Below are 21,702 nucleotides of genomic sequence, written 5' to 3' on the forward strand. Positions count from 1 at the left end.
TGGAATCGACCTTGAATTTAATCTTTTGTATTTAAAGTAAATTAAAGTATTTCTCATTTTTATACCATCATAGATACCATCAAATTATTTTTCTGGTGCTATTTAGTACAAATTAGACATGAAACTGGAGAATGATAAAGATAGCATGAGTTGTTTGTTTTGTAAGCGTCAAGTGAGCGCCGTATTGACAGCTACTGTCCGGTGTTTCAGGGGGCTACATCGCTCTCTGTGTCGCTGCGGTACAATTTTATTTCAGTGTCCCAGTGTAGAGTGAAAATTCACTCATCCAGGAAATTCATTTATGTCCGATATTTTTAAAGCTGCTTTTATTTTTGTTGCACCAGCCGCAGATTCTGCAAAGCATGTCTCATGGGTAAAGACAGAGAATGTTCATGTGAAAATGATAGCTGTGCCCGATTATCAACGAGGATGCGAGATACTTGATGAATTACATCAGGAGGGTATCCAGGCTGTAGAGTTGTGTGCAGGCTTTGGTCATCTGGGAGTTGCCAGCATGGTGAAGGCCGCCGCAGGGCGTATGCTTATCGGCGTCGTACGCTTCGATCAGCATCCTTGTCTTGGTAACGTCAGTGGTGATACCCTCTCCCCATTGCATTCTTAACTGTACCTGTGAAAAAAGAACACTTCACATGCAATGCCGCAGATATCATCCTTCACCTGATTTGGAGCCCTGGCTGGCTCACTGCTGGGAGTGGCGCTTTAATAAAAGCCACGTAATACCAGAGATTTTTCCTGGAACGGGAGCAGAGATACTTTTCAATCTGGGAGATAATATATCTATAACGAGTGTCTCTCGGCTGGGCTTTTCCGAGAGCTTTTCAGTTAACTCTGGAGCTGCGGTGCTACTTTGTCCACGCCATGCCCATCTGAGTTTTTCCGCCAGTGGCTGTATTCATATATTGAGTCTACGGCTGCGCTCTGCATCCTGCTTTGAATTATTTGGCATACCGCTGGAACATATCAGCGATCAGGTATTACAGCTAGATGAGTTAGGGATATCCCTACCGGCCATCGAACTTGTGTACGAGCAGGGCGCTGGTGCTTTGGGCCAATGGATGCGACAACAACTCGCCCGACGACCTCGACGGGAACTCGATCTCTTGCGGCCAATAGAAAAACTCTATCATGGTCTTTCGTATTCTGAATTTCTACAACTATCAGGTATCAGCCCCCGCACACTTCAGAGACAATTCCGTAGCTATATTGGTGTGGATGCTCGTTATTTCCAGCGTACGGCTCGCTTTCAGAGAACATTGCGTAAATTGCTAACGGGAACCCCATTACTCGACACTTTGCTGGATGGAGGGTATTGCGATCAGTCTCATTTCATCAAAAGTTGTCAATTTTTTACTCAGCGTTCACCTGGCCATTTGCTCACCCCTGAGCAAATGACTCTTAACCATTACAATCCACAAATAAGCAGACTTGCTGGTTTTATCTGAAGTATCGTAAGCGTACCCGAAAGCTCGGCAGCCGCGTATGCTTTACCTGTGGGCTGCGAGGGAATGCAGTGAAATTAGTAATGTGTATAAAGCTGTACCCTGCACGCGACGACAGAAACATTTCGTTTAGTATCGCCAGCAGTTTCAAAAACTGTGGCCCTGCATTTTCCTGGCAAGTTAGATTTAATGATAAGGGGAGTATTAATAGGGATGTTTTTTTCTAGTTCAGATGCCTTATATACCATGAACCAACAAATTAAGGTCATAGTGATAATAGTAAATATGAAGATCTTTTTCATGAGTTTTCCTTTTGGGTTAAAATGTCAATTACTTTAACCCAAAGGATCCCTGATGTTGCCTAAGCGTCTTACAAGCCAAATACGTTAATGTAAAACTGCCCGTTATTATCATCCGTTCTCTGGATGTTATATGTTATCGGGAGGTCAGTGGTTTTTTCAGGCAAAATCATTTTCAAGTCAGCAGAGCATGTATAGGTATCCAGTGAGGAGTCATGCTTTACAGTCCTGACGTTAATAACAGATAATTGAATGTTATCTGCATCCTTAGGCACCATTTCTGACAATTGTGAATTTCGGAGTTGGTCAAATTGTTTCTTAATTTGCTTTTGTGAAATATCAACCACAAGGTTTTTAGCATCACTACTATTACATTTTGGTGTGCTATCTCCGCAACCAACTAGCAGGCTTGCGAAGATGAATAATAAAGCCAATTTTGATGTCATTTGGTCAATCCTTGTTAATTTCATTATTTAATATTTTGTTTTCCAGACGTAGACGTTCTACTATCCGAGCTGCGCGGTTATAGCCCACGCGAAAATGAAGTTGTACAGTTTTAACCTTAATTTCGATTAGCCCTTCCTGAATAATCAGTCGAAGTGTTTTATCGTAAAGTTCTGCGTCCATTTTATGGCTAAGATCATCCTGCTCTTGTTCACTCACTGTCCTTTTCCCTGCATTTCCTCGCTATTTCTTCCGGTAAATCCCATCCATTGCTCCAACGGCTGTCATGCCACAATAACCTTCACACCCCTTGGTCACTACCGTCACCTTACCGTTGTTCTGTTCGCTGATTACCGCCACACACTGGCTTGACGTATCATTATAAACCCAGCGATGCTTCTGATTTTCACCGGCACCAATAGATTGCGCTGAGCCGTCCATATTGCAGATGCCGGAAGCATCTTTACTCGCTGCGTTAATACTGAATTCAACACCATTGCCGCCTGCTGCCAATGATAGTGATCCGTTTGGTTTGACGTATTCTGCTGCTGTTACTAGTGCTGATGTGCTCAATACTAGAGTGGCTAAAATGACTCTTTTCATTGTTTATTCCTTGTCAGTTGATACGAATGTTTTTAGTGATTTTCCCGAATGTTAGCGGCCTGCGTTTTTCAACATAGAAATAGGCGACGTTGAAGGCAGACTTTTTATGATTCCCTTTCCCGAGCGAAGGCCAGTCGCGGAAAGCCTCTATTTGGGCTTCTGAATAGGGTGTGGTAGAGAAGTCGAATAACACCAGCAATGCTTTGCCGTCGAACTTCATTAACTTCTTCATTTCCGTGCTATTGACCGTGGCTGATACCGTTGATTTGGTTGCGGTGGGCTTACGGACGGCGAATTCCACCGCCACATCATCAATCACAAAATCAATGTAGCCATTGCCAGTTATTGTGCCCGGGAGCTTCCCTTTCACTTCCGGTGAAACATCATCGGAGAAACACCCTAAAAGGTAGCAACGTACCAGCGGGAGGAGTTCCCTTTCACTACACTCATTTAAGCGCAATGTTTTGACAAACTCAGTGCGGTACAGGGAATGAAAGAAGTATTCAAAACTTTCCGTTACCGAGGTGATGGTGGTTGCCATGGCTATTCCTTGCCTGTGTGGATGGACGGCATCTTATTGAAATAACGGCTGGGCCATATCTGTTCGGGCATCATACCCAGCGCCGCCGCTATCAGGCGTTCTGCCTTCGGGTAGTGCTGGCTAAAGGCATTATTCAATGTGCGGGAGCCTAATCCCTGATCGCGAGATAGTTGGGCCAGACTTAATCCACGCTTGTGCAATGCAGCCACAATGTCGGCCCTGTGCCAGTCTTTAGCCCTTCCTTTCGTTCGCTTTTTTTGCGATGCTACGTGGTTATTCACAGTGTTAGCTCCTCTGTATCAGTACAGGGATATTAAATGCGAATAAAAGGAACTTATCAAGTTCTCTTTGTGGTCTTTTTGGGTGTTTCTTTTTAACGTATTGATATTCTGGACTAAGTTTATGAAAAATATTTTGGATGTCTCGTCTGCTGCTGAGAATCAAAGTGATAGCGTTCATGACGGTGAGGCGTGGCTATCGGCACAGGCATTCGTGGGAAAGCCGGGGATGCCGGGTACGGCAAAAGGTTGCCGCCTGCGTCTAGAAAAGCTGGCAGCTATGCACCCGGAAATCAGAAGAAAGAGAACAGGGCATAAGGGCTTTGAGTACCATATCCGTGCGGCGGGCATGTCGCTGAAAAGTGAGCGGGCCGTCCAGCCAACGGTTTCACCCTATGGTAGCGATGAGCAACTCAACCTCTGGGTGCAACTGTTCAAAACGATGAAACCCCATTCCCGTGACCGACTGTTAAAGCAGGCACTTGAACAAGTGGCTGAAGATATTGCTTTGTCTCAGCCCACGTTACCTTCAGACGTGGTTGCGTTAGCTCGCCAGTTATTGGCGTTTTCAGAAGAGCAGCGCCAAGAATTGCTGGAGACTGTCTCCAAGAAATAGTATTTCCTCCTCAGTTTGCTCCTCTTTTTTTAATTCAATTAATAATAGTTACCTAGTGAAATTATTTGCTCGCCACGTGTCATTTTGATATAATGTCATGACTGGAAAGTGTCAATTAGCTGCCAGTTTTTAATATCCATTTTCTTGCGCGCCCATATTATTAATCCTTCGTTGGAGGGTTAGCTGCTTTTAAAAATCGCCATGATGAATATTTAAATAGGGAGCGATTATGTGCTCATTATTACAATGGCAAAGGGTCGTGAATAAATTGTTCATGAAGTATTATGGAATAGACCTCAACGACACGGCATTCTGTGACATTAATTATGCAAGACGTTACTGGAGTGACTGTGTTCTCCCTTATCAGGCAGTGAATGAATGGACTTATAAATATGATCTGCGCAGGCTTGATTCAATTGAACGTCCTTTAAATGAAAGCGATGAGTCTTCTATTCAATAATAGTCATGAGGTTAAAATGAATGAAATACATCAGGAAGGATATTCCCTTCCGGTTAGACAAAAGTTGATTGATTTATTATTTAAAGAAATGGGTACGCCGCCACCAATGAAATCAAAATTACTGGCAGTATCATTTATCTTTCGGGATATTCACTACAGCCCAGAAAATGGTGGCTATCATCCGGTTGAAATCAGACTTACTCGTGATAATGACCAGTTCTATTTTGATTACATCACCGATCTCGCTTATATGGGACATGTGTACCCTGAGCTGGAAAAGGAAATAGATTTCAGTTGGTCACAACGTTACGCCTTCTATGCAGGCGTTGGTGATTTAACCCATCGAGACGGCTGCGAGTTATTCGAGTTGTGGCAATCCAACTTTATCAACTACTGGCAGATGGGCGTTTATACCCCTCAGATATTGTGGGAAAGCTAAGTTAATCCAGTCAGCCATCAATCAGCCAGTCAATTAAATTAAATGCATGCAGGAGAAATCTATTGTGACTAAGGGTAGAGGGATCAGTGCGTCTCAACAGGGCGAACTGGATTGTCTTTGTGGGGCTTACAGCTTGGTCAATATGATGAGTTATCTTTATGACGGCAGGGTAAAACGAAGACCGTTGATGCGTGCATTGTTGAAGGAGTACGGGTATCAGTGGATGCTGGATGAGTGGTTGACCCACGGTATTGATGAGGACCGCATGGATTGCCTGATAGAGACAATATTGCGGCGGGGCTACTACCATAAGCATTTCCCCATACAGGTTAGCCAACCTTTCAAAGAAGCCCGACGCCTGACCACAAAGCACGTCCTCAACGACATGGCCGACTACCTGGCCCCCTCCGATTTCTCCCGCATTATCCTGATTAGCGACCAATATCACTGGTCGGTGGTCACCCGCATTGACAGCCAGTACCTCCACTTCTTCGACAGCAACGGCCGAAAAAGATCGCACAGAACCTCGTATTCTTTACGTGCGGACGCCAGTCGTTACCAACTTTATCCCGGTGCCATTTACTTTGTCGAAAGGGAGTTTTGATATGGCTAACGCTATGCTGGCCTGCAACGAAGACCTGATACTGCAACAGGCGCAATCCATCATCGAAAACCGCTACCTCCGGGGAGAGCAGTTACTTTCACCCCATGCGGTGCGTGAGTATCTGAAGTTTAAGCTGGCACCACTCGAGCATGAAGTGTTTGCCATCCTGCTGCTGGATACCCAACATCGGGTATTAGCCTATCAGGAGTTGTTCCGGGGAACGCTTAACTCGGTCAACGTTTACCCCCGCGAGATCGTCAAACTCAGCCTGCGATACAACGCCGGAGCATTAATTCTGGTCCACAACCATCCCAGCGGCGAACCTGAACCCAGCGGGGCGGACAGAGAGATCACCCGCAAGCTGAAATCGGCGCTGGCGTTGGTTGATGTGCAGGTTCTCGACCACCTCATTGTTGCCGGTACTAAGGTGGTATCTCTGGCTGAGCTTGGGTTGGTTTGACGCTCAGGTTACTTGGTTTAATGTGCATTAAAGCGGGTTGAACAATGTCGAAGCTTAAGCTGGCGGTATCATCACAAACAACCACGGTGTTTGACGCCTATATCAATAGTCTTGCCGTGTCGGGGCGTGGCGGTATCACCAGCTTGCTGAATCACTCCGCCCGCATACTCAACAAGCGTTCTACTGCGCAGACCTACCCCTGGGAGCTCTTGGACTTTGGGAAAGTGGCAAAAATACGCATGACCATGCTGGATGAAGGATATGCCGTTTCTACCGTGAATATGGCGCTGTCCGCGCTACGGGCGATTGCCAAAACCGCTTTTAATTTTGACCAGATGAATGTGGACGTGCTTTTACGCATCAACGCTGTCGTGCGTGTGAAAGGCGACACAACTCGTAAAGGAAGGGCACTCAGTCGGCAGGAAATCCGCCAGTTGCTGAAAGCCGCCAAAAGCCATCACGAGCCAGCTCGTCGATGCAGGGATGCAGCCATATTGCTTACCTTGTGTGGGGCTGGCCTCCGAGTCGGGGAGCAGGTCAAACTCCAACAGGATGATTATGTAGACGGTGTTTTAGTAGTCAGGCAGGGAAAAGGGCGTAAGTATCGCGAAATTCACGTGGCACCGGCTGTAGATAAAGCTTTGACCGCGTGGTTGGTAATGAGAGGGGAAGGGGATGCGTTATTTACGAAGATCTATCGTTCCGGTTTACCAGCATCTACAGCACTGACAACCGCTGGGGTGACGGCAATCCTTGAGCAATTGCGTATCACCGCCAGCGTAGCTGAGTTCACGCCCCACGACCTGCGCAGGACGTTCATTACTCAATTGCTAGAGCAGGGGGCCGACATTAACACTGTGCGCCAGTTAGCGGGTCATAGCGACATATCAACGACTGCTCGTTACGACCATCGTGACGATGAGGCGAAAGTCATGGCGGCTCAGCGGTTGAAGTGTTGGTAACTTGTGAGAGTCGAAGCTGGGTGCTAATGGAGGTCATTAAGGTCTTTATTGAGGATATCTAAATCCAATAAATCTCTTACTTGCTGCTCCGTCCATGCCGATAGACGATTTCGTGAACCATTCAGTGTGAGTGTATTTGGCGCAGGATATCCATCAGCATTCATTTTCCTCATGATTTTCCCAATGCTAAGCCCTTTACTTTGCATGAAGCTGGCAGCTTGGTAGAGATCATATAACTCCTGACTCTTAGCTTTAAAAGCGGGGGTAACATCAGCTAACTGACCGCCTTTCTTTTTGATATGAATTTCTTTATAAACTTTATTGATGCAGTAGCTAATAACTCTGCTAAGTGAATCAATGTCTTTACGCCCTTCAATGTTGAGAACACTTCCTCGCTGATCTTCGAATATCGCAGCAAGTTTTTCATATGTGTCTTTACCTAAGTATATCTTTGTTCTTGAAAAACCTGAATCAACGTACTTTTTCTCTTTCCGAGCCTTATTGGCGGCATCCCTTTGGCGTTTAATATCGCTAATATCAATATGAACCGTGTCATCTACTTTAAAATCGATTTTTTCATTGTTATTTGCCATCAGTGGCCTCCCTGTGCATGACTTTTTTACAAAAATTAGATTATTAATTGAACATTTCAGAGCTATGGCTTCCTCAACGATGAGAAGCGGCTCTCCAATTTTCACTATCGTTGTTTTAGACCGAAAAATCCAAAAGTTTGTTCATTTATGAGAGCCGCTTCTCCTGTAAGTCAGCTATTCCGAGTTTGCTAGAATGGCTCCATCAGCTAACGGGGAGGCAAACATGAAAGAGAGCAAGTTAATTAAGATTCAGGAAGTATTAAGGCGTTGTGCCATTAGTCGTTCAACGATATATCGTCTGATTGCCAATAAAAAATTTCCAAACCAAGTTTCTGTAACTGGAAATCGTTCCGTTGCTTGGCGAGATGAGGATATTCAGCGTTGGATTGAGGAACGTCCAACCATGGGTCAATAAGGAGAGTTATGAACGTCAATCCCAAAATACCATTAGCAAAGTTGAGTGATAAACATGAAGCGTTAGCCGAAGCATTACCGAAATTTGAAACAGTGGAGAAGGCCCGAGCGGAAAAGTGCTTCAGGGAAAAATCATTGCAGAAATACCAGGGAAAAGTTTACAGGGATCTCTTTAAGAGACTTAAGTATTGCCATCCGAGCTATCCCTGTGGAAGTGCTGCATGCCCTGAATGCTTCAGGAAACACAGGCTGGAAATGATTGGAGAGGTACTTCGTTTATGTAAGAAACGGAAGAGATGGCGAAGTTTAACCTTGATATTCTATCAGGATGCATTTAGTGACAGTCAACTACTACAATGGCGGCCCGATACATTAATAGCACGACTTCGGCGCTGGTTAAAAGCATGCGGCTTCGATGGAATGGTGATTGGTGGGTTCGAAATGGATTTTCATATTGATGCTAATAAGTGGGTACCACATTTTCATCTCATCATTCCAAATGACAAACAGGCTATTAAAAGTCTACGTGTCAGGATGAAGAACAAGAGGAACATGAATACGCGAAAAAATGTAATAAATCGCCCTATGCTAGTGAGCAAGTTAAAAGCCCCAATGCGACAAGTAAGTTATCGGTTTAAAGCCATCTGGTGGCGAGTCGAATCAATCCAGTATGATGATTATTATATAAAGGGGAACAAGGAAAGAAAAAGGAAGCGCTGGACTAAAAAGTATCGTCTGCTGAGTAAGCAACATGCTGATTCTCTGGTTATGTTAGATTCTATTGGAATAGTAGGATTAACCTTTATGTATAAGGTAAGGAAGTATGGTGACCATTTAATAATAAAATAGTTTCATGATCTATTATTTAACGCACCTATTAAAAACTGCTTCTGCGATTTTTAACCAAATAATAATACCGTATGAGAAATCATGCAGGGGATCCCTCACGCCTAAATCATGACGTTAATCACAGTAACTGTGATGGGGTCTTTAAATACGATGAGGAACTACAAATGAAAGAATATAAAGAAAAACCAAGTGACAATGAAGAAAAGTTACTTGTTACATTGTTAGCACGTACTAAAATTTCCGAATCATGTCCGGTTGCATACCGGCTCATTAAAATCACAGATTCTGAAGGAGATGAGTCGAGCTGCGTGCTTTTACCTGCTGTGGCGCTTGTGACTGTATTAGAATTAAAAAAGAACTTATTAAAATTCGGTCATAACCCAAATGTCAGTAAAGAATATTGGGCTCGTGCGCATCAAGAAATTATTAAGGAAACAGATAATGCAATCACATTGCGTTATAAACCTGGTTTCTATGATGATGTTTATTTGCGTGCTAATAATACGACCATTGGTAAAGTTAAAGGAGATAAGCCAATACTGCATCCCAGCGCAAAAAATCATTTACCTGTAGAGGAAAAATGGGAAACATTAAAGTTATGGAAAATGAATGTCGCTCCATATGCGCTATACAGCTCGCGCATTATGTTGGCTCTGTGCTGCGGTTTCTCTGGTTTTATTCTTAAGCTTTCAGGTATGGAAGGGGGCGGGTTCCATTTATGGGGAATGAGCAGCATCGGGAAAACTTCCAGTGCGTACATGCTAGCTTCATTAGCAGGATCGCCTAAAGAAGTTATCATCCTCTGGAACAATACGGATAAAGGGCTTGAGGAGATTGCCGTTGCCCATAACGACAGTTATCTGGTTCTTGATGAGTCGAAGCTGTTAGATAAAGACGTACTGGCAGCCGCTAAAATTATGCAGAACCGTGTGTATACGCTATCGGGTGGGAAAGGGAAAACGCGTTCGGCTATGTTCGACAATAAAGTTGCTGAATGGCAAGTAAGTATTTTCAGTACGGGTGAGAGCAGTCTCCAGCAACTGGCTGTTTCGGGGAAAATGGAGCGTCTTGAAGGCGAAAATGTGCGTGTCATCGACATTCATGCCGATGCTGGTTACGGGATGGGGATCTTCGAATCACTGCCTGAAGATGTTAACTCCAGCAACGAACTGGTACATGCTATCAAAGAGGCAACTCACCGCTATTATGGCAGTGCCAAACCTGCTTTTTTGAAGCGCTTGGTGGCTGATATTCAGGATGACAGCGAAAGTGTGAAACGGAAGCTTGAAAAAGGGATTGAGTTCTTTCTGGATAAGCACAAGGTAGATCGTAACTCCGGTATTCAGGTTCGTATCGCCAAACGTTTTGCCATCGTCTATGTTGCAGGTTGCATGGCTTCTAAATATGGTGTTTTGCCGTTCAAAAAGCAGGACATCATGAAGGGGGTCTCGGCATGCTATTTGGACTCTCTTAAGGAAGTTTTAACGGAACCTGAAGTAACGTATTCGCCACTGGATAGCTCGCTTGATGCAATCATTAATCTTTGCAAAAGCGACGGAGTTTTAAATCTGATTGGGAATAAACGTGTAACTCAAAAGGCGATTAAAAAGGCACTGGTTATTATCCATAAAGTTAAAGGGCGTGCAGTCTATGCGGTTGATAAAGATCTGGTCCACAATTATTTGCCAAAAAACCAACGCAAAGGGGTATTAACTTCACTGACAAAACAAGGTGTATTACTATCTGATGTTCAAAAGGAGTACAGTACCATCCAAATTGTTTACAAGCGTCATCCGGTTGGTCGTCGCTATTGTTTTATCTGCAACAAATTCGATAAGCTTATGAAAGAGTAGTTTTATAGTCTGGTAGAGTTTGAATGGAGTGGCTTATAACCACTCCATTGTTATCTCAGGATTCTGATTGAAAGTCTTCAATTATTTTCTGGTTATAATCATCCAAATAGTTTTGAAGTTCTTTTCGGTCAATTAAACGGACCATCGCAGAATCTGCTAATTCCTTAGCGGAACGGGTGAAATAAGAATTTGTCACAACCATTGCTTCATCGCATCCATAGAATGTTTTTGCTGAAATTGCCTGCTGTACTGCTGAATTACCTACCGAGCCGGAATAATTCTTTGCTTGTATTACCATATTCTTTCCGAACCGGGTAACGAATAAATCAGCACCCTGATCCTGAGTTTTCTTTGTTTCTTTAACGTCGTATCCTATAGTCTGGAATATTTCAACTAAAAAGGCCTCAAACTGGAAGCCATCCATTGCATCGACAAGATACATTGTGACAAATTTGTTTGGGTTGAAATGTTCAAGGCGGGTGGCAAGCCTGTCGACCAAAATATCAAAATAGATATTCTCGCAGATGGACAAAAACTTATCGACAGTATCAAATGATAATAAAGGTGTACCTGGTGTTGTTTCTGCTTGTTCGTTATAGGTTATAGCAGGATAATGGATTTCATTACTCCACAGGTAATACAGGAATAAAGAAAGATCTGCACGATAGGTTGTGCCAGCTTCTTCTATCCATGATTTTAATGTTTCGGTAAGTGTTGGTTTGATATGACGCTTGACTTCCCTTGCAAACCCCGAATAAATAGAGTTGAAAGAAGTTGTTAGCAATAGCTTATCTAATAATGATGGTAACTGCTCCAACTCATTAAAACCCTTTCTAATCAACACCTCTTGAAATAATATATTCTCTGAATAATCACTATTGTTTTCACTGTTTGTATTACTACTGCTAGTTTGGTGGTCATATGAAAATCGTGATGTATGGATGAAATTGGTAAAATAAGGATCTTTCAGAGTGGCATATTTCACAAGGACGTTTTCAAGTAACTGGTTGAGTTGAGACTGCTCTTTCTTCTTACCAAATAAATCCTTTATGATGCCTTTAGACTGGTATTGGAAATCAGGGTAATAGGATGGATCTAATGGCGTCATTTGCCGAAATGTTCCAGATACATCTGGAGAGCACCACGGACAGTTTGTTTCGAAGGTTGTTTTAGAACAAGAGTAGCATTGATAAATCATCATTATCCCTTATTATTTTACAGTGATAGCTTAATGATTTTCTCCTTGGAGAATCATCCTTGAGATTTATCTAAAAATCGTTAAGGTCTATACTGAAATAGGGAGTCAAAATCAGCTCTTCAAATAAATCATATTCATGATGTGGTACCTTAACAAACGTTGAATTGTGATTAGGTGTCCACCATTTTTCAATACCATGATACGCCTCTCTGGCATTGGCTTTGTGGATCAGCCGAAATGGTCTGTCCATCCAGCCATCACTGTGTTTTGTGAAATAGTTAACTGGGCCAGTGAATTGACCAAGTAGGTATACCCCCTGGTTACCATGAGTCAGATAGAAATAATCACCAATCGGAGCATTGGCAAACTCCTCTGCCTGACTGACAATTGACTGTCCTTGACTCGCTGTTGTGCGATGAATGTAGACGAGCTTTTCATCAATACATTCGACCATATCCAGGAATGAGAATTCCTTCCAGCCATGTGACAGCTTCCAGAAATTGGGCATCAATTTAGTATTCATAAGCCTCTTAACCTTACGTTGTTAGTGATCGCAATCTGTTGAAATGCGGATCGATTGTGATGACCATTCTGGCGCTGAATACCCATGATCGCAACAAGGTTTGTTGATGAGCTTTTCGCTGAAATCGTTCAAAGAGAGTATCGGGAGGGTATGTAGATGCTTTAACTCGCCTAGTTGCTGATAATGGGTGATCAACACTACTCAGCACTGACAGGTTAACTATTACGAAAACATTTAGCGCTATGAAAAAAGTGATTGAGTGATTTAGTGATTGTGGGTCGATGGTTCGCGCTAGGTTTGTGGCATTTCAATTCTGCTGTAAACAGCAGAGTTTGGCTGTCGTTCTTCATCAACAATGCGGCCGTAAGTCCACGCATTGATTCCTGCTTTTGGAGGTTACATCTTCAGCCCGCTGCACATCGGATAGTTCGGCAGATTTATAAGCTGAATACTTTCTCGATGGGTCGGTAACTGACAGAACAGAAGTGCGTGATCTGAAAAAAATACCGCTTTAGACCGCCCATTGTTGCTGAGTTTTGGCGTGGTAGACCGGCTAACTACCGGTACGGTTTAGCCTAAGATCTGCACCTCGTACAATGGTAGGGGAAACCGGCGATGGTTTTCCCTGATTCTGAAGGTTGCAAGGATCCGCGGTTTTGAGCAAGATCTAGGTTTCAAAAGAGTGAAATCTAGGAAATAACGTGCGTCTACCACCGCAATCTATTAGCCCCTGACCATCATTACACCGCTTAATAGCCAGTAACGTTTTGTCTATCCACTAATCCCATTCTGGCTGAGCTGATATTAACTCTCTATTTGCGTCTACAAGGTATATAGCTGTATCTATTATGCTCTGTATACACTCTATCTCTATATTATTGTATATATGTCATTACATACTATAGCCATTATCCAGCATCAGCTATCATGAGGCTACAGCCTCCAATATTATGATCATCTAATAACCATCTGAACCTTGTTGGGTTCACACAAGATTTGCGTAATTCAGTTGTAAATAAATGGGGTCAGGGCATGGTGCTTTGATCTCAATATACAGGTGAATTATGAAACCATACATTACGTATAACAATATCCTTGTGACAGATTCAACACTGGATTATTTCAAAAAGATTATTTTCAGTATTCCTTATAATGGTGTGCCAAGTTTACGGCGTCCTTTTTATCGTAATATAGCCGTATTTCTTCAGCATGTTATTTGTGTCTCAACTTGTAGTCGTAAGAACAGGAAAAAAGCAAAGATTCAGGCAGATAAGAAATGGTCTTATTCTGTGCCAGTACCATTTGAGCTGGGCAGGGATAAACTTCCCGGTGTATTTAAGAAAAGTGGGCCGAACTGTGAGCGTGCAATGGAGGCTCTCGCAAACGCGGGAATTATCAAACTAACCGGGTATTCCAATACTCAAAGTTCATGCCGGGAATATGCTGTTTCTCAACGTTTTCTGCGTAAGTTGTTTGGCACCGACAGAGAGGCATACCTTAGCCGTAAGGATCGCTACCATTATCTGACGGACATTTTCACCAAACGTAAAAGCTACTCATTTGATGATCTGATCGGAGTTGCGATCGACCGTGGGCAGCATGCTAAACATAAGCAGTCTAAGCGCGATATCCCAAACCCTGCCTTCAGGGAGCTGGTTGTGGGGGTGTGGAATAATCTTGAGCCGATTGAAATCAATCTGGATGCACTGCTGGATTACTATAACGAGAATTCCACTAAGAAGAATAAAATATTCATTTTCAACTTCCTGTCGCGACTGGCTGAAACAGGTGTGGATCTGGTGAAAGAGTCACCGTTAACGGTTTCTTACACGCAATCTTATAAAACCGCCTGGATTGGTGGGAGATCCTTTGAGGTTGGCACAGGCTTTCAAAGTCTGCCGTCTGACATGAAGTGGGCGTGTCTGGCACGTGGCCATAACCTTGATATCAAGGGATGCCAGCTTGAGATACTACGACATGAGCTGTTGAATATTGGCATTTCGGCCAAGTCATTGGAAAGGCTGGAAACGGGCTATATCTGCCGGATATTGCGTGTTGCTGAAGAACTGGTGAAGCAATTCAGGTTTTCCAGTGTATTCAGTGCAGGATTCGTCTCATTATCATTTAAATCCAGTACCCGGCGCTTGTTGAACCGTGAGTTAGGTTCGGCGGAGGCAGAGCGGGTACTGAAACGATGGAAACGCCTTCTGAAACCTTTACGGCGAGATCTGGCTTTACTGCTGGATCACTACGAAGGCACAGCATTGACCAATCGTTACGGTAAATGCGTTACCAACGCGGTAGGGCAACCATTCAATATCACCTATAAAGATGTGGCAGCGCGTAAACGCAGGAAGTCAGATGTGATGCGCCGGAAGCTGCTGTCGCACATGTTACAGGGGCTGGAAAGCCGGGCTGTTTACGATTATGTTACCAGCCATAAAGGTGTTTGCGCACTGGAGCACGATGGGTTTGTTACATATGAAGAGGTAACTGACTGGTCCCATCCATACCTTTTGATTGAGGAAAAACATTAGATAAAGTTATGAGTTTTACCGTGCAGAGTATTGGTCCGCTATGAGCGAGGAGCGGAAGTTGCAGTTGCTCTCATAACTGATCGCGCTATTAATCAAATCGCAGTATGTTAATTAACGGGGAAACTGGTCAATTTTCTGTATGAGTACTGACCTACCATTACATCAATTGAATGGTGCCTTATAAGTTGTCACTTTGAAGCTTTTTCAATCAATAATCGACATTTAAAGTTGGGTTCTATGGTAGAGATTAATAAGGATTTGGAAGATACGTTGACAGAGTTTGACCCTCGTTCTTTATTTTCACATGGATTTAATCTCGGCAGCATGGATATTATCCAAGGTGGATATTTTGACGATGTGATCGGGAGAACACCAGTTGCCCTCTGGGGTGGCTTACAACAAAGAGTTCTTGATGGCATTTTGGTCATTTTACCACCGCCACCTGCAACTGTACTGACGAATGAATCAGTTATGGGCGCTCTACGGTATGGCATAGAAATGCTGAACAACGCTAAACCAACAGAGAAAGAAATCGCTTTTCTGGAAAGGATCGTCAATATAGTTGCTTGTCCTTCTTTGGATGCAGCGGATCTGGTTAGCCTGATTGCAGCACAAGGTAGTAAGCAACTTATCGCGATTCCAGAAATCCAGAATTACCGGGATAATACTCTTCCACCACAGCCGATAATTGGTCTCTCTGCCGTGCTCACCTCACAAGAGGTCTGGATACAGCACGTCGTATCTATTTGCCGACAGATTATGACGGAATTAAAAAACCATGATGCCTATGCGGTTGTGCATGTAGATGATTGTTGTATTTTGACCGATAAAAGCACTGAAATGCTCACTAGCATTGATGATTGCTATGTGGTGTGCGTGTCATTCGAAAATGATAAAAAAGAGCTAGTTGATCAGCATGCCCAGCGGTGGGTCACGCAAATCATGGGCGGACTTACTGAAGAGGTTGTATCTGAGATTGAAGCCTTAAACTTACCTGAAATAAATCGGTTACATTTGCTCGCCCAACTCTATTCACGGGCGGGAAAACATACTGAAACTATTAATATTTTGACACTTTGTGTTGAACACGACGCCTCATTGAGTAAAGAAAATCTAGTTCAACTCGCCTCGATAGCCTTTAAAGCAGGCAGTAAACCGTTAACAGAGGCTTTCTTGCCAAAAGATATCAATGGACTTGCTTCACATCATTGGTTGGAAAAAGCGTTAGACATTGCAACAGATCTTCATAACAACGCGTTAATTGAACTTTATGATCAAGCCATGGAGGCACTATTTACTCACTCTGAATCACTCAGGGAGAATCGTGACCGTCGTTTACTAATGAACTGTCAATTAACCTGCAAGTCTAGAGAACAGCTTTTTACTACAGTGGGGTTATCACAGCACCATCTCACGTTACAAAGTGAGATTTTTTCTGACCTTCCTATATATGTCTCGATTGTCAAAGCAGCAAGTAATTGGGGTAAGGATTGGGCTGAATTAGCCGCAATTTGTTGTTGCACTCATGCTAACTCGGTTGAAAAACCAAGAGATGCTGCCGATGTTGCAAGTTTAATTACTACCTCAGCGCTTTATGGCCGTCAAGCCACACAGATAGTCTTAGCGTCATTGCGCAAAATGATGCTTACTGAAGATATTCTTCCAGAGGATTACGATTACTATCGCATACCGATCCAGGCCGTAATTCATTATCTCGCTCATTTTCCTAATGATAATGATACGCGGGTGCGTATCACCGAATTGCTATCAGTGGAGTCCTGCGGCGATATAGGAATCCCTGCAATCACACTCACTATGCTGGATATTGCCAAAGAACAAATTGAAGGTATCGCGTCATCACAGAATGACATATCAGACAAAGCTGGCGAAAATAAAGAGATAGAAGTGCCAGTTGATGAGGAACTAAAGAAAAATCTTGAGCGTGCGTTGTCGTGGTTGGACGAGCAGCGGGTAGTGGAATTTGGCGTTACTGTCTTGCCAAGAGGAATGATTGATCACCCAGATAATTTAATTCGCCTTATAGGCCGATTGATTAATTACAGTGCACCAGAAAGAGAAGATGTTGACTTAAAATTCATGGAAAGCATGGTGTCTGTCGTTTGTGCACTAACCCCGCATGCAGAATATGAAGTAAATACGGATTTAAAAGTACTTCGCTTGCTAGGTGGACAGTATGCAGCTAAGTCTCAGTTCCAACACGCCAGAAATATTGCCGAACAAGCCTTGCTGCTGGGTCTAGCGAATACTGAGCGTAAGCGCTTAGCATGGCTAGCTTACGCAGATATTTATCAGCGCTGCAAGGATCCTCTTCAAGCCTTGTATGGCCTTGCATGTGCTTTTGCCACCAACGGAGAAACAACATCAGCAGATATGTGGCAAGAGGTCTTTGCTGCCACCCGTATTCTTCGCGATCTAGGTTTAATTGATCAGGCACGTGATTTACTTCCTTCATTGCGTATCTTACTGACAAATTTAGGCGCGAACCCTGACTGCGATCTCAGAATGCTTTCAATAGAAGAGAGCATTAATCTCAGTGCCTCTGTAAGCCGTAACCCTATAACGCTTGCCAAAATGATGGCACGTTTAACCGAAGGGTGTGATAAAGCCGGCAATGATAGAAGCACGTTAATGCCATTGATTGTGTTGTTAAGCCAAGTTGTTCAGCAAGCAATCAATTTCGATGTCGAGGTAGAAGACAATACACGATGTGCATTGGAGCGGGGCTTTGAATTTTTAGGTGAACAGGCAGCTGAATTTGTCTTAACAGTAGCAGAGACTGCACCGACTGCAGCGGCGATAATCAAACAATTCAATCTTATAGAAAGAGCATCTTACGCTTCAGATGTTGTGAGAGATTACAGCATGATTACGGTGGCTGCGCGCCGGTTACTAAATGCGCAGCCTGATGCTCCACGTCCAGCCTCTGAAAATGCACTGGCTATTGAGATTCTTGCGGATCATGCGGTCTCAACTGCGTCTAAGCCAGGCCCACTCGAGATCGATTGGCCAGTAGAATATGCCCGAACGCTGAATGCTCAGGATGCTGAAGTGGCATTTATGGGGCTAGATACAGCTGGTGAATTGGTTGTCGTGCATGTTTCACAGCAGAGTATTTTACGTATTGAACAACCTATATACACCAGCAGTTTTAAAAGCCGTATGCTGACATGGCTGGAAGCCTATCCTTACCAATATGGATTGATTGATGCAGCCAACGGCAACAATGAGTTCTTTGCCACCATGGAATTACTTGATATTCAGCTACCACTGGCTACTAACTTGCTGGTTATTGCTGAGCCTGAATTGCAACAACTAACACTCAACCTTGCACTAATAAAGACGCTCAATGACGACATGGCAGACTTTATTGGTTATCGCACTGCAATTGGTATAGTGCCATCCCTAACTTGGCTCTCCATGATCCGCCAGAGCCAGCACAGCAGTAATCATGCACGAAAAGCTTGGATCTCCCATCAAGAAGGCCCAGATGGCGGCGGAACTCTAGGCGTTGCCTTGCAAAGATTAGAAGGAACGTTTGATGAGTTTGGTTTTTCTCTGGATACAGAGCAACGATTACCTGACCTGAGCAGTGCAGCAATTTCGGTGATCGTTGCTCACGGTGGATTGACGAAGTCGGGTCGCTATATTCATCGTATCAGCGATGAGGAGACATTGGTGGAGACGCCTGAAGCGTTGGCAAATTCCGTGAGAGACTCTGACGTAGTTATTCTTTTTGTCTGCAGCGGTGGGCGAATTGACAAAAATCCATGGAGTAATACAACTGTGGGATTACCCAAATTACTGCTGAATAAAGGTGCCAGAGCAGTTATCGCATCGCCATGGCCGCTGGATGTGAAGGTGACCTATCGTTGGCTTCAACCATTCTTAACCAAGTGGGATGCTGGTGCATCGTTGTTTGAGGCAACAAAAGCCGCGAATGATGATATAGCTCGTAATTTGGGAAACAGCCCTCAATATGCGCTAGCGATGACTGTGTATGGTGATGGATTTTTAACTAAGTCTTAGTTCATCGAAAAGTTGTGTTGATTTTAATAGTGGCTTTAGTAGTCAGGGAGGCCCCTTTTAAATGTGAAAATCTTTATACAATAGGTACTCCAATCAGTATGGTTCAGTCTGGTTAGTATTTTTTTAATTTGGCGATAACGCAGATTGCACAATTCTGGCTGAATTCCCTTAAAGTGATCTACTATTCCGTACTGCTATTTGGGCATCGTTGGCACAACGCTGCCAGCGATAACGCATTTGTACTGTTATGAACGAAGAGCGGAAGTCAGTTGTATCATCGTCTCCTATATTCTTAGGAACACCTCGCTTAATTTTTCTAGTAATTGATAAATAGTGATATTACATTTAATGGATGCAACCTAAGTACACTTCCCCAAAGGTTTTTAATGCCAACTGACTAAATTCAGTTGTTAAGTTTTTCGACAAAATCAACCCTTTGTTAATAGTTTTAAATGTGACAAATTCAGGCATCTCATCCCCAAGAGGTTCATTTTCCCTGAGCATAGACTGTCGAAGCGTAGCAAAAAGTTCAAATCCAAGAGGGGCTTCTATTGGGGGCTCATAGCCGCAGTCGTAACCGTAAGTTAAGATTTTTGCTTTTCCAGTAATTATTTCTCTAAACCTAATACCACTAAAAGATGCTACTAAATCAGCAAGTTGTATCCCACAAACTTCATGAGATGAGCATGTTATAACTTTTACTTCATCAGAACATAGACTGACAGCTTCTGTAGAGTTAATGATACCTTCATCGAAAAAAATATTCCCTTTCCCATCTGGAAAGTTCTTAATCAATAAGCTTAATAAAAAAGACACATCCGCATAAGAACGATGGCGATACTCACTTGGCATAATAAATGCTCCCCATCGACAATTTGAGTTCAAGTAGGAAATAAGATTACTCCTCAAATTTCTTAAGGATTCAGATTTATCCATTCTTGCACATGAGTGATGTTCATCAACTGAATGCTCTGAAAGAATTTTGTATATATCAGACTGAGGATCTTGATTACAAACTACATAAGCCAAGATCATAAACCCAAACTCCTCGTGTACCGACTCATCAATGTAAATATTCAAAGCCCTATCCTTTCAATTATATATGATTTTTTATGTTAGATTATAGGCATAGTTCATTGAGTTACAACGCCATTTTTGAGTTAAAAAACCTTCTAAATATATTAATTTATCATTTTGCGTGTGACATAATTTAAAACATGCTGAATATTAATTAAACAATATGTCCGCTTTTGGCTGTGAGTTCAACTGATGGACGCAACACACTTATTGAACCGTTCTGCGGGTGATTCATAGTCTAGCGTTTTTCTCGGTCTTTCGTTGAGCTGTCTGGCAACGCTGTTCAGTCTCTGCTGACTGTGAACCGATAAGTCAGTTCCCTTTGGAAAATATTGTCTGAGCAACCTGTTCGTATTTTCATTTGAGCCACGTTGCCAGGGAGATTGAGGATCACAGAAGTAAATCTGGATGTCTGTTGCTACAGTAAACCGGGTGTGGCTGGTCATTTCAGCTCCCCGATCCCAGGTTAATGTTTTATAAAGCTCAACAGGCAATTCCCGGGCTTGTCTGATGAGTGCAGATATAACCGTTATGGTCTTGTTGTCCCTGATTTTGGTCAACATAACAAAGCGGGAATGGCGTTCTACAAGGGTGACGATATAGGAGTTTTTCGAGCCCTGGATCAGATCACCTTCCCAGTGACCAGGTATGGCTCTGTCTGCGGCTTCCGGTGGCCTTTCGCTGATAGGTATCGCATTCGGGATTTTCCCTAATCCTTTCCCTTTAAGTGATGACGTTCGGGATCTACGAACCGCTCTTCCGCTTCTGAGGCATTGCTGCAGCTCTTTTTTTAATGCCCCCCGGGTTTGTATAAAAAGCGTTTTATAAATCGTTTCGTGTGACACATGCATTTCCTGATTATCCGGATAACAGCGTTTCAGCCAACCGGCGATCTGTTCCGGCGACCAGTCCTGATGCATCTTCTCTGCAATGATTTTACACAATGTGGGGCTTTCAATTAGCTTGCAAGGTTTTGGTCTCAGAGCATTTTCCCACGCAGCAGTATCGGCTTTTGCTGCACGGTATTGCCTGGCACCTCCATGCCTCCTGACCTCGCGGCTAATTGTTGAGGGTGCTCTTGATAATTTGGCAGCGATGTCCCTGATACTGAGTTTTGCTACCAGTCCTCTGGATATCTCCTCTCTTTCATCAAGCGTAAGCGCTAATCGATGCCGCTTTCGCACGGGAGGACGGTAGCCACCTGTCTGATGGATAGTGGGCATAATAGAAGAATGGTATCTGTCGAACATTCTGGCGATATCATGCAGAGAATCACCTTGCTTGTATCTGTCCCAGATAATCGCCTTTTGTTCTGGCGTGTAGTAAATGCGAGTTCTTCGTTTCATGGCAACGTCCCCCTTGATCAAGGATAGCGTTGCACCGACCCGTTGAACTCACAGCACTAAGCGGACCAGCATTTGAAGCGAAGGTCCGCTCTGAGCGAG

Annotated in this window: 23 protein-coding genes; 13 read left to right on the forward strand and 10 right to left on the reverse strand. The window is 43.4% G+C overall.

The genetic code is table 11. The features are described 5' to 3' along the window. Positions 1-301: 301 nt before the first annotated feature. Together F0T03_RS07000 and F0T03_RS07005 are read left to right on the forward strand one after the other, a co-directional pair. Entirely contained in the window at positions 302-622 is a 321-nt protein-coding gene (locus F0T03_RS07000; RefSeq protein WP_159677562.1) for a DUF6506 family protein, read from the forward strand. 28 nt (positions 623-650) lie between these two features. After that, positions 651-1,463: a helix-turn-helix domain-containing protein gene (locus F0T03_RS07005; protein WP_159677563.1), complete on the forward strand. Its 813-nt coding sequence runs from the start codon at positions 651-653 to the stop codon at positions 1,461-1,463. Positions 1,464-1,830: 367 nt separating this feature from the next. On the opposite strand, the gene F0T03_RS07010 is transcribed toward F0T03_RS07005, so the two are convergent. Genes F0T03_RS07010 through F0T03_RS07030 form a run of 5 tightly spaced genes read right to left on the reverse strand, consistent with a single transcriptional unit; the run spans position 1,831 to position 3,628 of the window. After that, complete coding sequence (locus F0T03_RS07010) at positions 1,831-2,205, reverse strand: hypothetical protein (RefSeq protein ID WP_159677564.1); 375 nt, start codon at positions 2,203-2,205, stop codon at positions 1,831-1,833. Positions 2,206-2,209: 4 nt separating this feature from the next. Next, positions 2,210-2,422, reverse strand: coding sequence for a DNA translocase FtsK (locus F0T03_RS07015; protein WP_159677565.1), 213 nt, complete (start codon positions 2,420-2,422; stop codon positions 2,210-2,212). 24 nt (positions 2,423-2,446) lie between these two features. After that, entirely contained in the window at positions 2,447-2,806 is a 360-nt protein-coding gene (locus F0T03_RS07020) for an acyl-CoA dehydrogenase (protein ID WP_159677566.1), read from the reverse strand. A gap of 13 nt (positions 2,807-2,819) precedes the next feature. Beyond that, the gene (locus F0T03_RS07025; RefSeq protein ID WP_159677567.1) at positions 2,820-3,347 is read right to left on the reverse strand and encodes a hypothetical protein; all 528 of its coding nucleotides are present in this window, start codon (positions 3,345-3,347) and stop codon (positions 2,820-2,822) included. Between the two features lie 2 nt (positions 3,348-3,349). After that, positions 3,350-3,628 carry a helix-turn-helix domain-containing protein gene (locus tag F0T03_RS07030; protein WP_159677568.1) on the reverse strand — a complete coding sequence of 93 codons (279 nt, stop codon included), beginning with the start codon at positions 3,626-3,628 and terminating at the stop codon, positions 3,350-3,352. Positions 3,629-3,749: 121 nt separating this feature from the next. Between F0T03_RS07030 and F0T03_RS07035 the strand changes: the two genes are divergently transcribed. From F0T03_RS07035 to F0T03_RS07060, 6 genes are all read left to right on the forward strand, one after another. Next, the gene (locus tag F0T03_RS07035; RefSeq protein WP_246169936.1) at positions 3,750-4,241 is read left to right on the forward strand and encodes a hypothetical protein; all 492 of its coding nucleotides are present in this window, start codon (positions 3,750-3,752) and stop codon (positions 4,239-4,241) included. Positions 4,242-4,470: 229 nt separating this feature from the next. Continuing rightward, positions 4,471-4,701, forward strand: coding sequence for a TA system toxin CbtA family protein (locus tag F0T03_RS07040; protein WP_159677569.1), 231 nt, complete (start codon positions 4,471-4,473; stop codon positions 4,699-4,701). Between the two features lie 16 nt (positions 4,702-4,717). Beyond that, positions 4,718-5,140, forward strand: a complete 423-nt coding sequence (locus tag F0T03_RS07045; RefSeq protein WP_159677570.1) for a DUF2787 family protein — start codon at positions 4,718-4,720, stop codon at positions 5,138-5,140. Positions 5,141-5,204: 64 nt separating this feature from the next. Continuing rightward, a complete protein-coding gene (locus F0T03_RS07050; protein ID WP_246169937.1) occupies positions 5,205-5,744 on the forward strand; it encodes a hypothetical protein in 540 nt (179 codons plus the stop codon). Between the two features lies 1 nt (position 5,745). Continuing rightward, positions 5,746-6,204 carry a RadC family protein gene (radC, locus tag F0T03_RS07055; RefSeq protein WP_159680750.1) on the forward strand — a complete coding sequence of 153 codons (459 nt, stop codon included), beginning with the start codon at positions 5,746-5,748 and terminating at the stop codon, positions 6,202-6,204. 44 nt (positions 6,205-6,248) lie between these two features. Further along, positions 6,249-7,166 carry a tyrosine-type recombinase/integrase gene (locus tag F0T03_RS07060; protein ID WP_159677571.1) on the forward strand — a complete coding sequence of 306 codons (918 nt, stop codon included), beginning with the start codon at positions 6,249-6,251 and terminating at the stop codon, positions 7,164-7,166. 23 nt (positions 7,167-7,189) lie between these two features. On the opposite strand, the gene F0T03_RS07065 is transcribed toward F0T03_RS07060, so the two are convergent. Next, positions 7,190-7,759: a hypothetical protein gene (locus F0T03_RS07065; protein WP_246169939.1), complete on the reverse strand. Its 570-nt coding sequence runs from the start codon at positions 7,757-7,759 to the stop codon at positions 7,190-7,192. 223 nt (positions 7,760-7,982) lie between these two features. Between F0T03_RS07065 and F0T03_RS07070 the strand changes: the two genes are divergently transcribed. From F0T03_RS07070 to F0T03_RS07080, 3 genes are all read left to right on the forward strand, one after another. Next, complete coding sequence (locus tag F0T03_RS07070; RefSeq protein ID WP_159677572.1) at positions 7,983-8,174, forward strand: helix-turn-helix transcriptional regulator; 192 nt, start codon at positions 7,983-7,985, stop codon at positions 8,172-8,174. A gap of 8 nt (positions 8,175-8,182) precedes the next feature. Beyond that, positions 8,183-9,022, forward strand: coding sequence for a hypothetical protein (locus F0T03_RS07075; protein ID WP_159677573.1), 840 nt, complete (start codon positions 8,183-8,185; stop codon positions 9,020-9,022). A 164-nt stretch (positions 9,023-9,186) separates the two neighbouring features. Further along, positions 9,187-10,875, forward strand: a complete 1,689-nt coding sequence (locus tag F0T03_RS07080) for a DUF927 domain-containing protein (RefSeq protein ID WP_159677574.1) — start codon at positions 9,187-9,189, stop codon at positions 10,873-10,875. A 55-nt stretch (positions 10,876-10,930) separates the two neighbouring features. Here the strand turns inward: F0T03_RS07080 and F0T03_RS07085 are convergent, their stop codons facing one another. Beyond that, positions 10,931-12,073, reverse strand: coding sequence for a restriction endonuclease (locus tag F0T03_RS07085; RefSeq protein WP_159680754.1), 1,143 nt, complete (start codon positions 12,071-12,073; stop codon positions 10,931-10,933). A gap of 70 nt (positions 12,074-12,143) precedes the next feature. Beyond that, positions 12,144-12,596, reverse strand: a complete 453-nt coding sequence (locus tag F0T03_RS07090) for a hypothetical protein (protein ID WP_159677575.1) — start codon at positions 12,594-12,596, stop codon at positions 12,144-12,146. Between the two features lie 1,064 nt (positions 12,597-13,660). Here F0T03_RS07090 and F0T03_RS07095 point away from each other — a divergent pair. Both F0T03_RS07095 and F0T03_RS07100 read left to right on the forward strand, forming a co-directional pair. Further along, on the forward strand, positions 13,661-15,133 hold the full coding sequence (locus F0T03_RS07095; RefSeq protein ID WP_159677576.1) for a hypothetical protein: 1,473 nt from the start codon (positions 13,661-13,663) through the stop codon (positions 15,131-15,133). Positions 15,134-15,370: 237 nt separating this feature from the next. Then, positions 15,371-19,180: a CHAT domain-containing protein gene (locus F0T03_RS07100; RefSeq protein ID WP_159677577.1), complete on the forward strand. Its 3,810-nt coding sequence runs from the start codon at positions 15,371-15,373 to the stop codon at positions 19,178-19,180. Between the two features lie 345 nt (positions 19,181-19,525). Here the strand turns inward: F0T03_RS07100 and F0T03_RS07105 are convergent, their stop codons facing one another. After that, positions 19,526-20,260: a DUF3800 domain-containing protein gene (locus F0T03_RS07105; RefSeq protein ID WP_159677578.1), complete on the reverse strand. Its 735-nt coding sequence runs from the start codon at positions 20,258-20,260 to the stop codon at positions 19,526-19,528. Between the two features lie 182 nt (positions 20,261-20,442). Further along, positions 20,443-21,603, reverse strand: a complete 1,161-nt coding sequence (locus tag F0T03_RS07110) for an IS30 family transposase (RefSeq protein WP_159677579.1) — start codon at positions 21,601-21,603, stop codon at positions 20,443-20,445. Positions 21,604-21,702 lie beyond the last annotated feature (99 nt).

The organism is Yersinia canariae, from assembly GCF_009831415.1.
Lineage (GTDB): Bacteria > Pseudomonadota > Gammaproteobacteria > Enterobacterales > Enterobacteriaceae > Yersinia > Yersinia canariae.

Excerpts from the sequence above, each read along its gene's own strand:
- F0T03_RS07000 (WP_159677562.1), top strand. The coding sequence starts at position 302 with ATGTCCGATATTTTTAAAGCTGCTTTTATTTTTGTTGCACCAGCCGCA.
- F0T03_RS07005 (WP_159677563.1), top strand. The coding sequence starts at position 651 with ATGCAATGCCGCAGATATCATCCTTCACCTGATTTGGAGCCCTGGCTG.
- F0T03_RS07010 (WP_159677564.1), bottom strand. The coding sequence starts at position 2,205 with ATGACATCAAAATTGGCTTTATTATTCATCTTCGCAAGCCTGCTAGTT.
- F0T03_RS07020 (WP_159677566.1), bottom strand. The coding sequence starts at position 2,806 with ATGAAAAGAGTCATTTTAGCCACTCTAGTATTGAGCACATCAGCACTA.
- F0T03_RS07025 (WP_159677567.1), bottom strand. The coding sequence starts at position 3,347 with ATGGCAACCACCATCACCTCGGTAACGGAAAGTTTTGAATACTTCTTT.
- F0T03_RS07035 (WP_246169936.1), top strand. The coding sequence starts at position 3,750 with ATGAAAAATATTTTGGATGTCTCGTCTGCTGCTGAGAATCAAAGTGAT.
- F0T03_RS07040 (WP_159677569.1), top strand. The coding sequence starts at position 4,471 with ATGTGCTCATTATTACAATGGCAAAGGGTCGTGAATAAATTGTTCATG.
- F0T03_RS07045 (WP_159677570.1), top strand. The coding sequence starts at position 4,718 with ATGAATGAAATACATCAGGAAGGATATTCCCTTCCGGTTAGACAAAAG.
- radC (WP_159680750.1), top strand. The coding sequence starts at position 5,746 with ATGGCTAACGCTATGCTGGCCTGCAACGAAGACCTGATACTGCAACAG.
- F0T03_RS07060 (WP_159677571.1), top strand. The coding sequence starts at position 6,249 with ATGTCGAAGCTTAAGCTGGCGGTATCATCACAAACAACCACGGTGTTT.
- F0T03_RS07065 (WP_246169939.1), bottom strand. The coding sequence starts at position 7,759 with ATGGCAAATAACAATGAAAAAATCGATTTTAAAGTAGATGACACGGTT.
- F0T03_RS07070 (WP_159677572.1), top strand. The coding sequence starts at position 7,983 with ATGAAAGAGAGCAAGTTAATTAAGATTCAGGAAGTATTAAGGCGTTGT.
- F0T03_RS07075 (WP_159677573.1), top strand. The coding sequence starts at position 8,183 with ATGAACGTCAATCCCAAAATACCATTAGCAAAGTTGAGTGATAAACAT.
- F0T03_RS07080 (WP_159677574.1), top strand. The coding sequence starts at position 9,187 with ATGAAAGAATATAAAGAAAAACCAAGTGACAATGAAGAAAAGTTACTT.
- F0T03_RS07085 (WP_159680754.1), bottom strand. The coding sequence starts at position 12,073 with ATGATTTATCAATGCTACTCTTGTTCTAAAACAACCTTCGAAACAAAC.
- F0T03_RS07090 (WP_159677575.1), bottom strand. The coding sequence starts at position 12,596 with ATGAATACTAAATTGATGCCCAATTTCTGGAAGCTGTCACATGGCTGG.
- F0T03_RS07095 (WP_159677576.1), top strand. The coding sequence starts at position 13,661 with ATGAAACCATACATTACGTATAACAATATCCTTGTGACAGATTCAACA.
- F0T03_RS07100 (WP_159677577.1), top strand. The coding sequence starts at position 15,371 with ATGGTAGAGATTAATAAGGATTTGGAAGATACGTTGACAGAGTTTGAC.
- F0T03_RS07110 (WP_159677579.1), bottom strand. The coding sequence starts at position 21,603 with ATGAAACGAAGAACTCGCATTTACTACACGCCAGAACAAAAGGCGATT.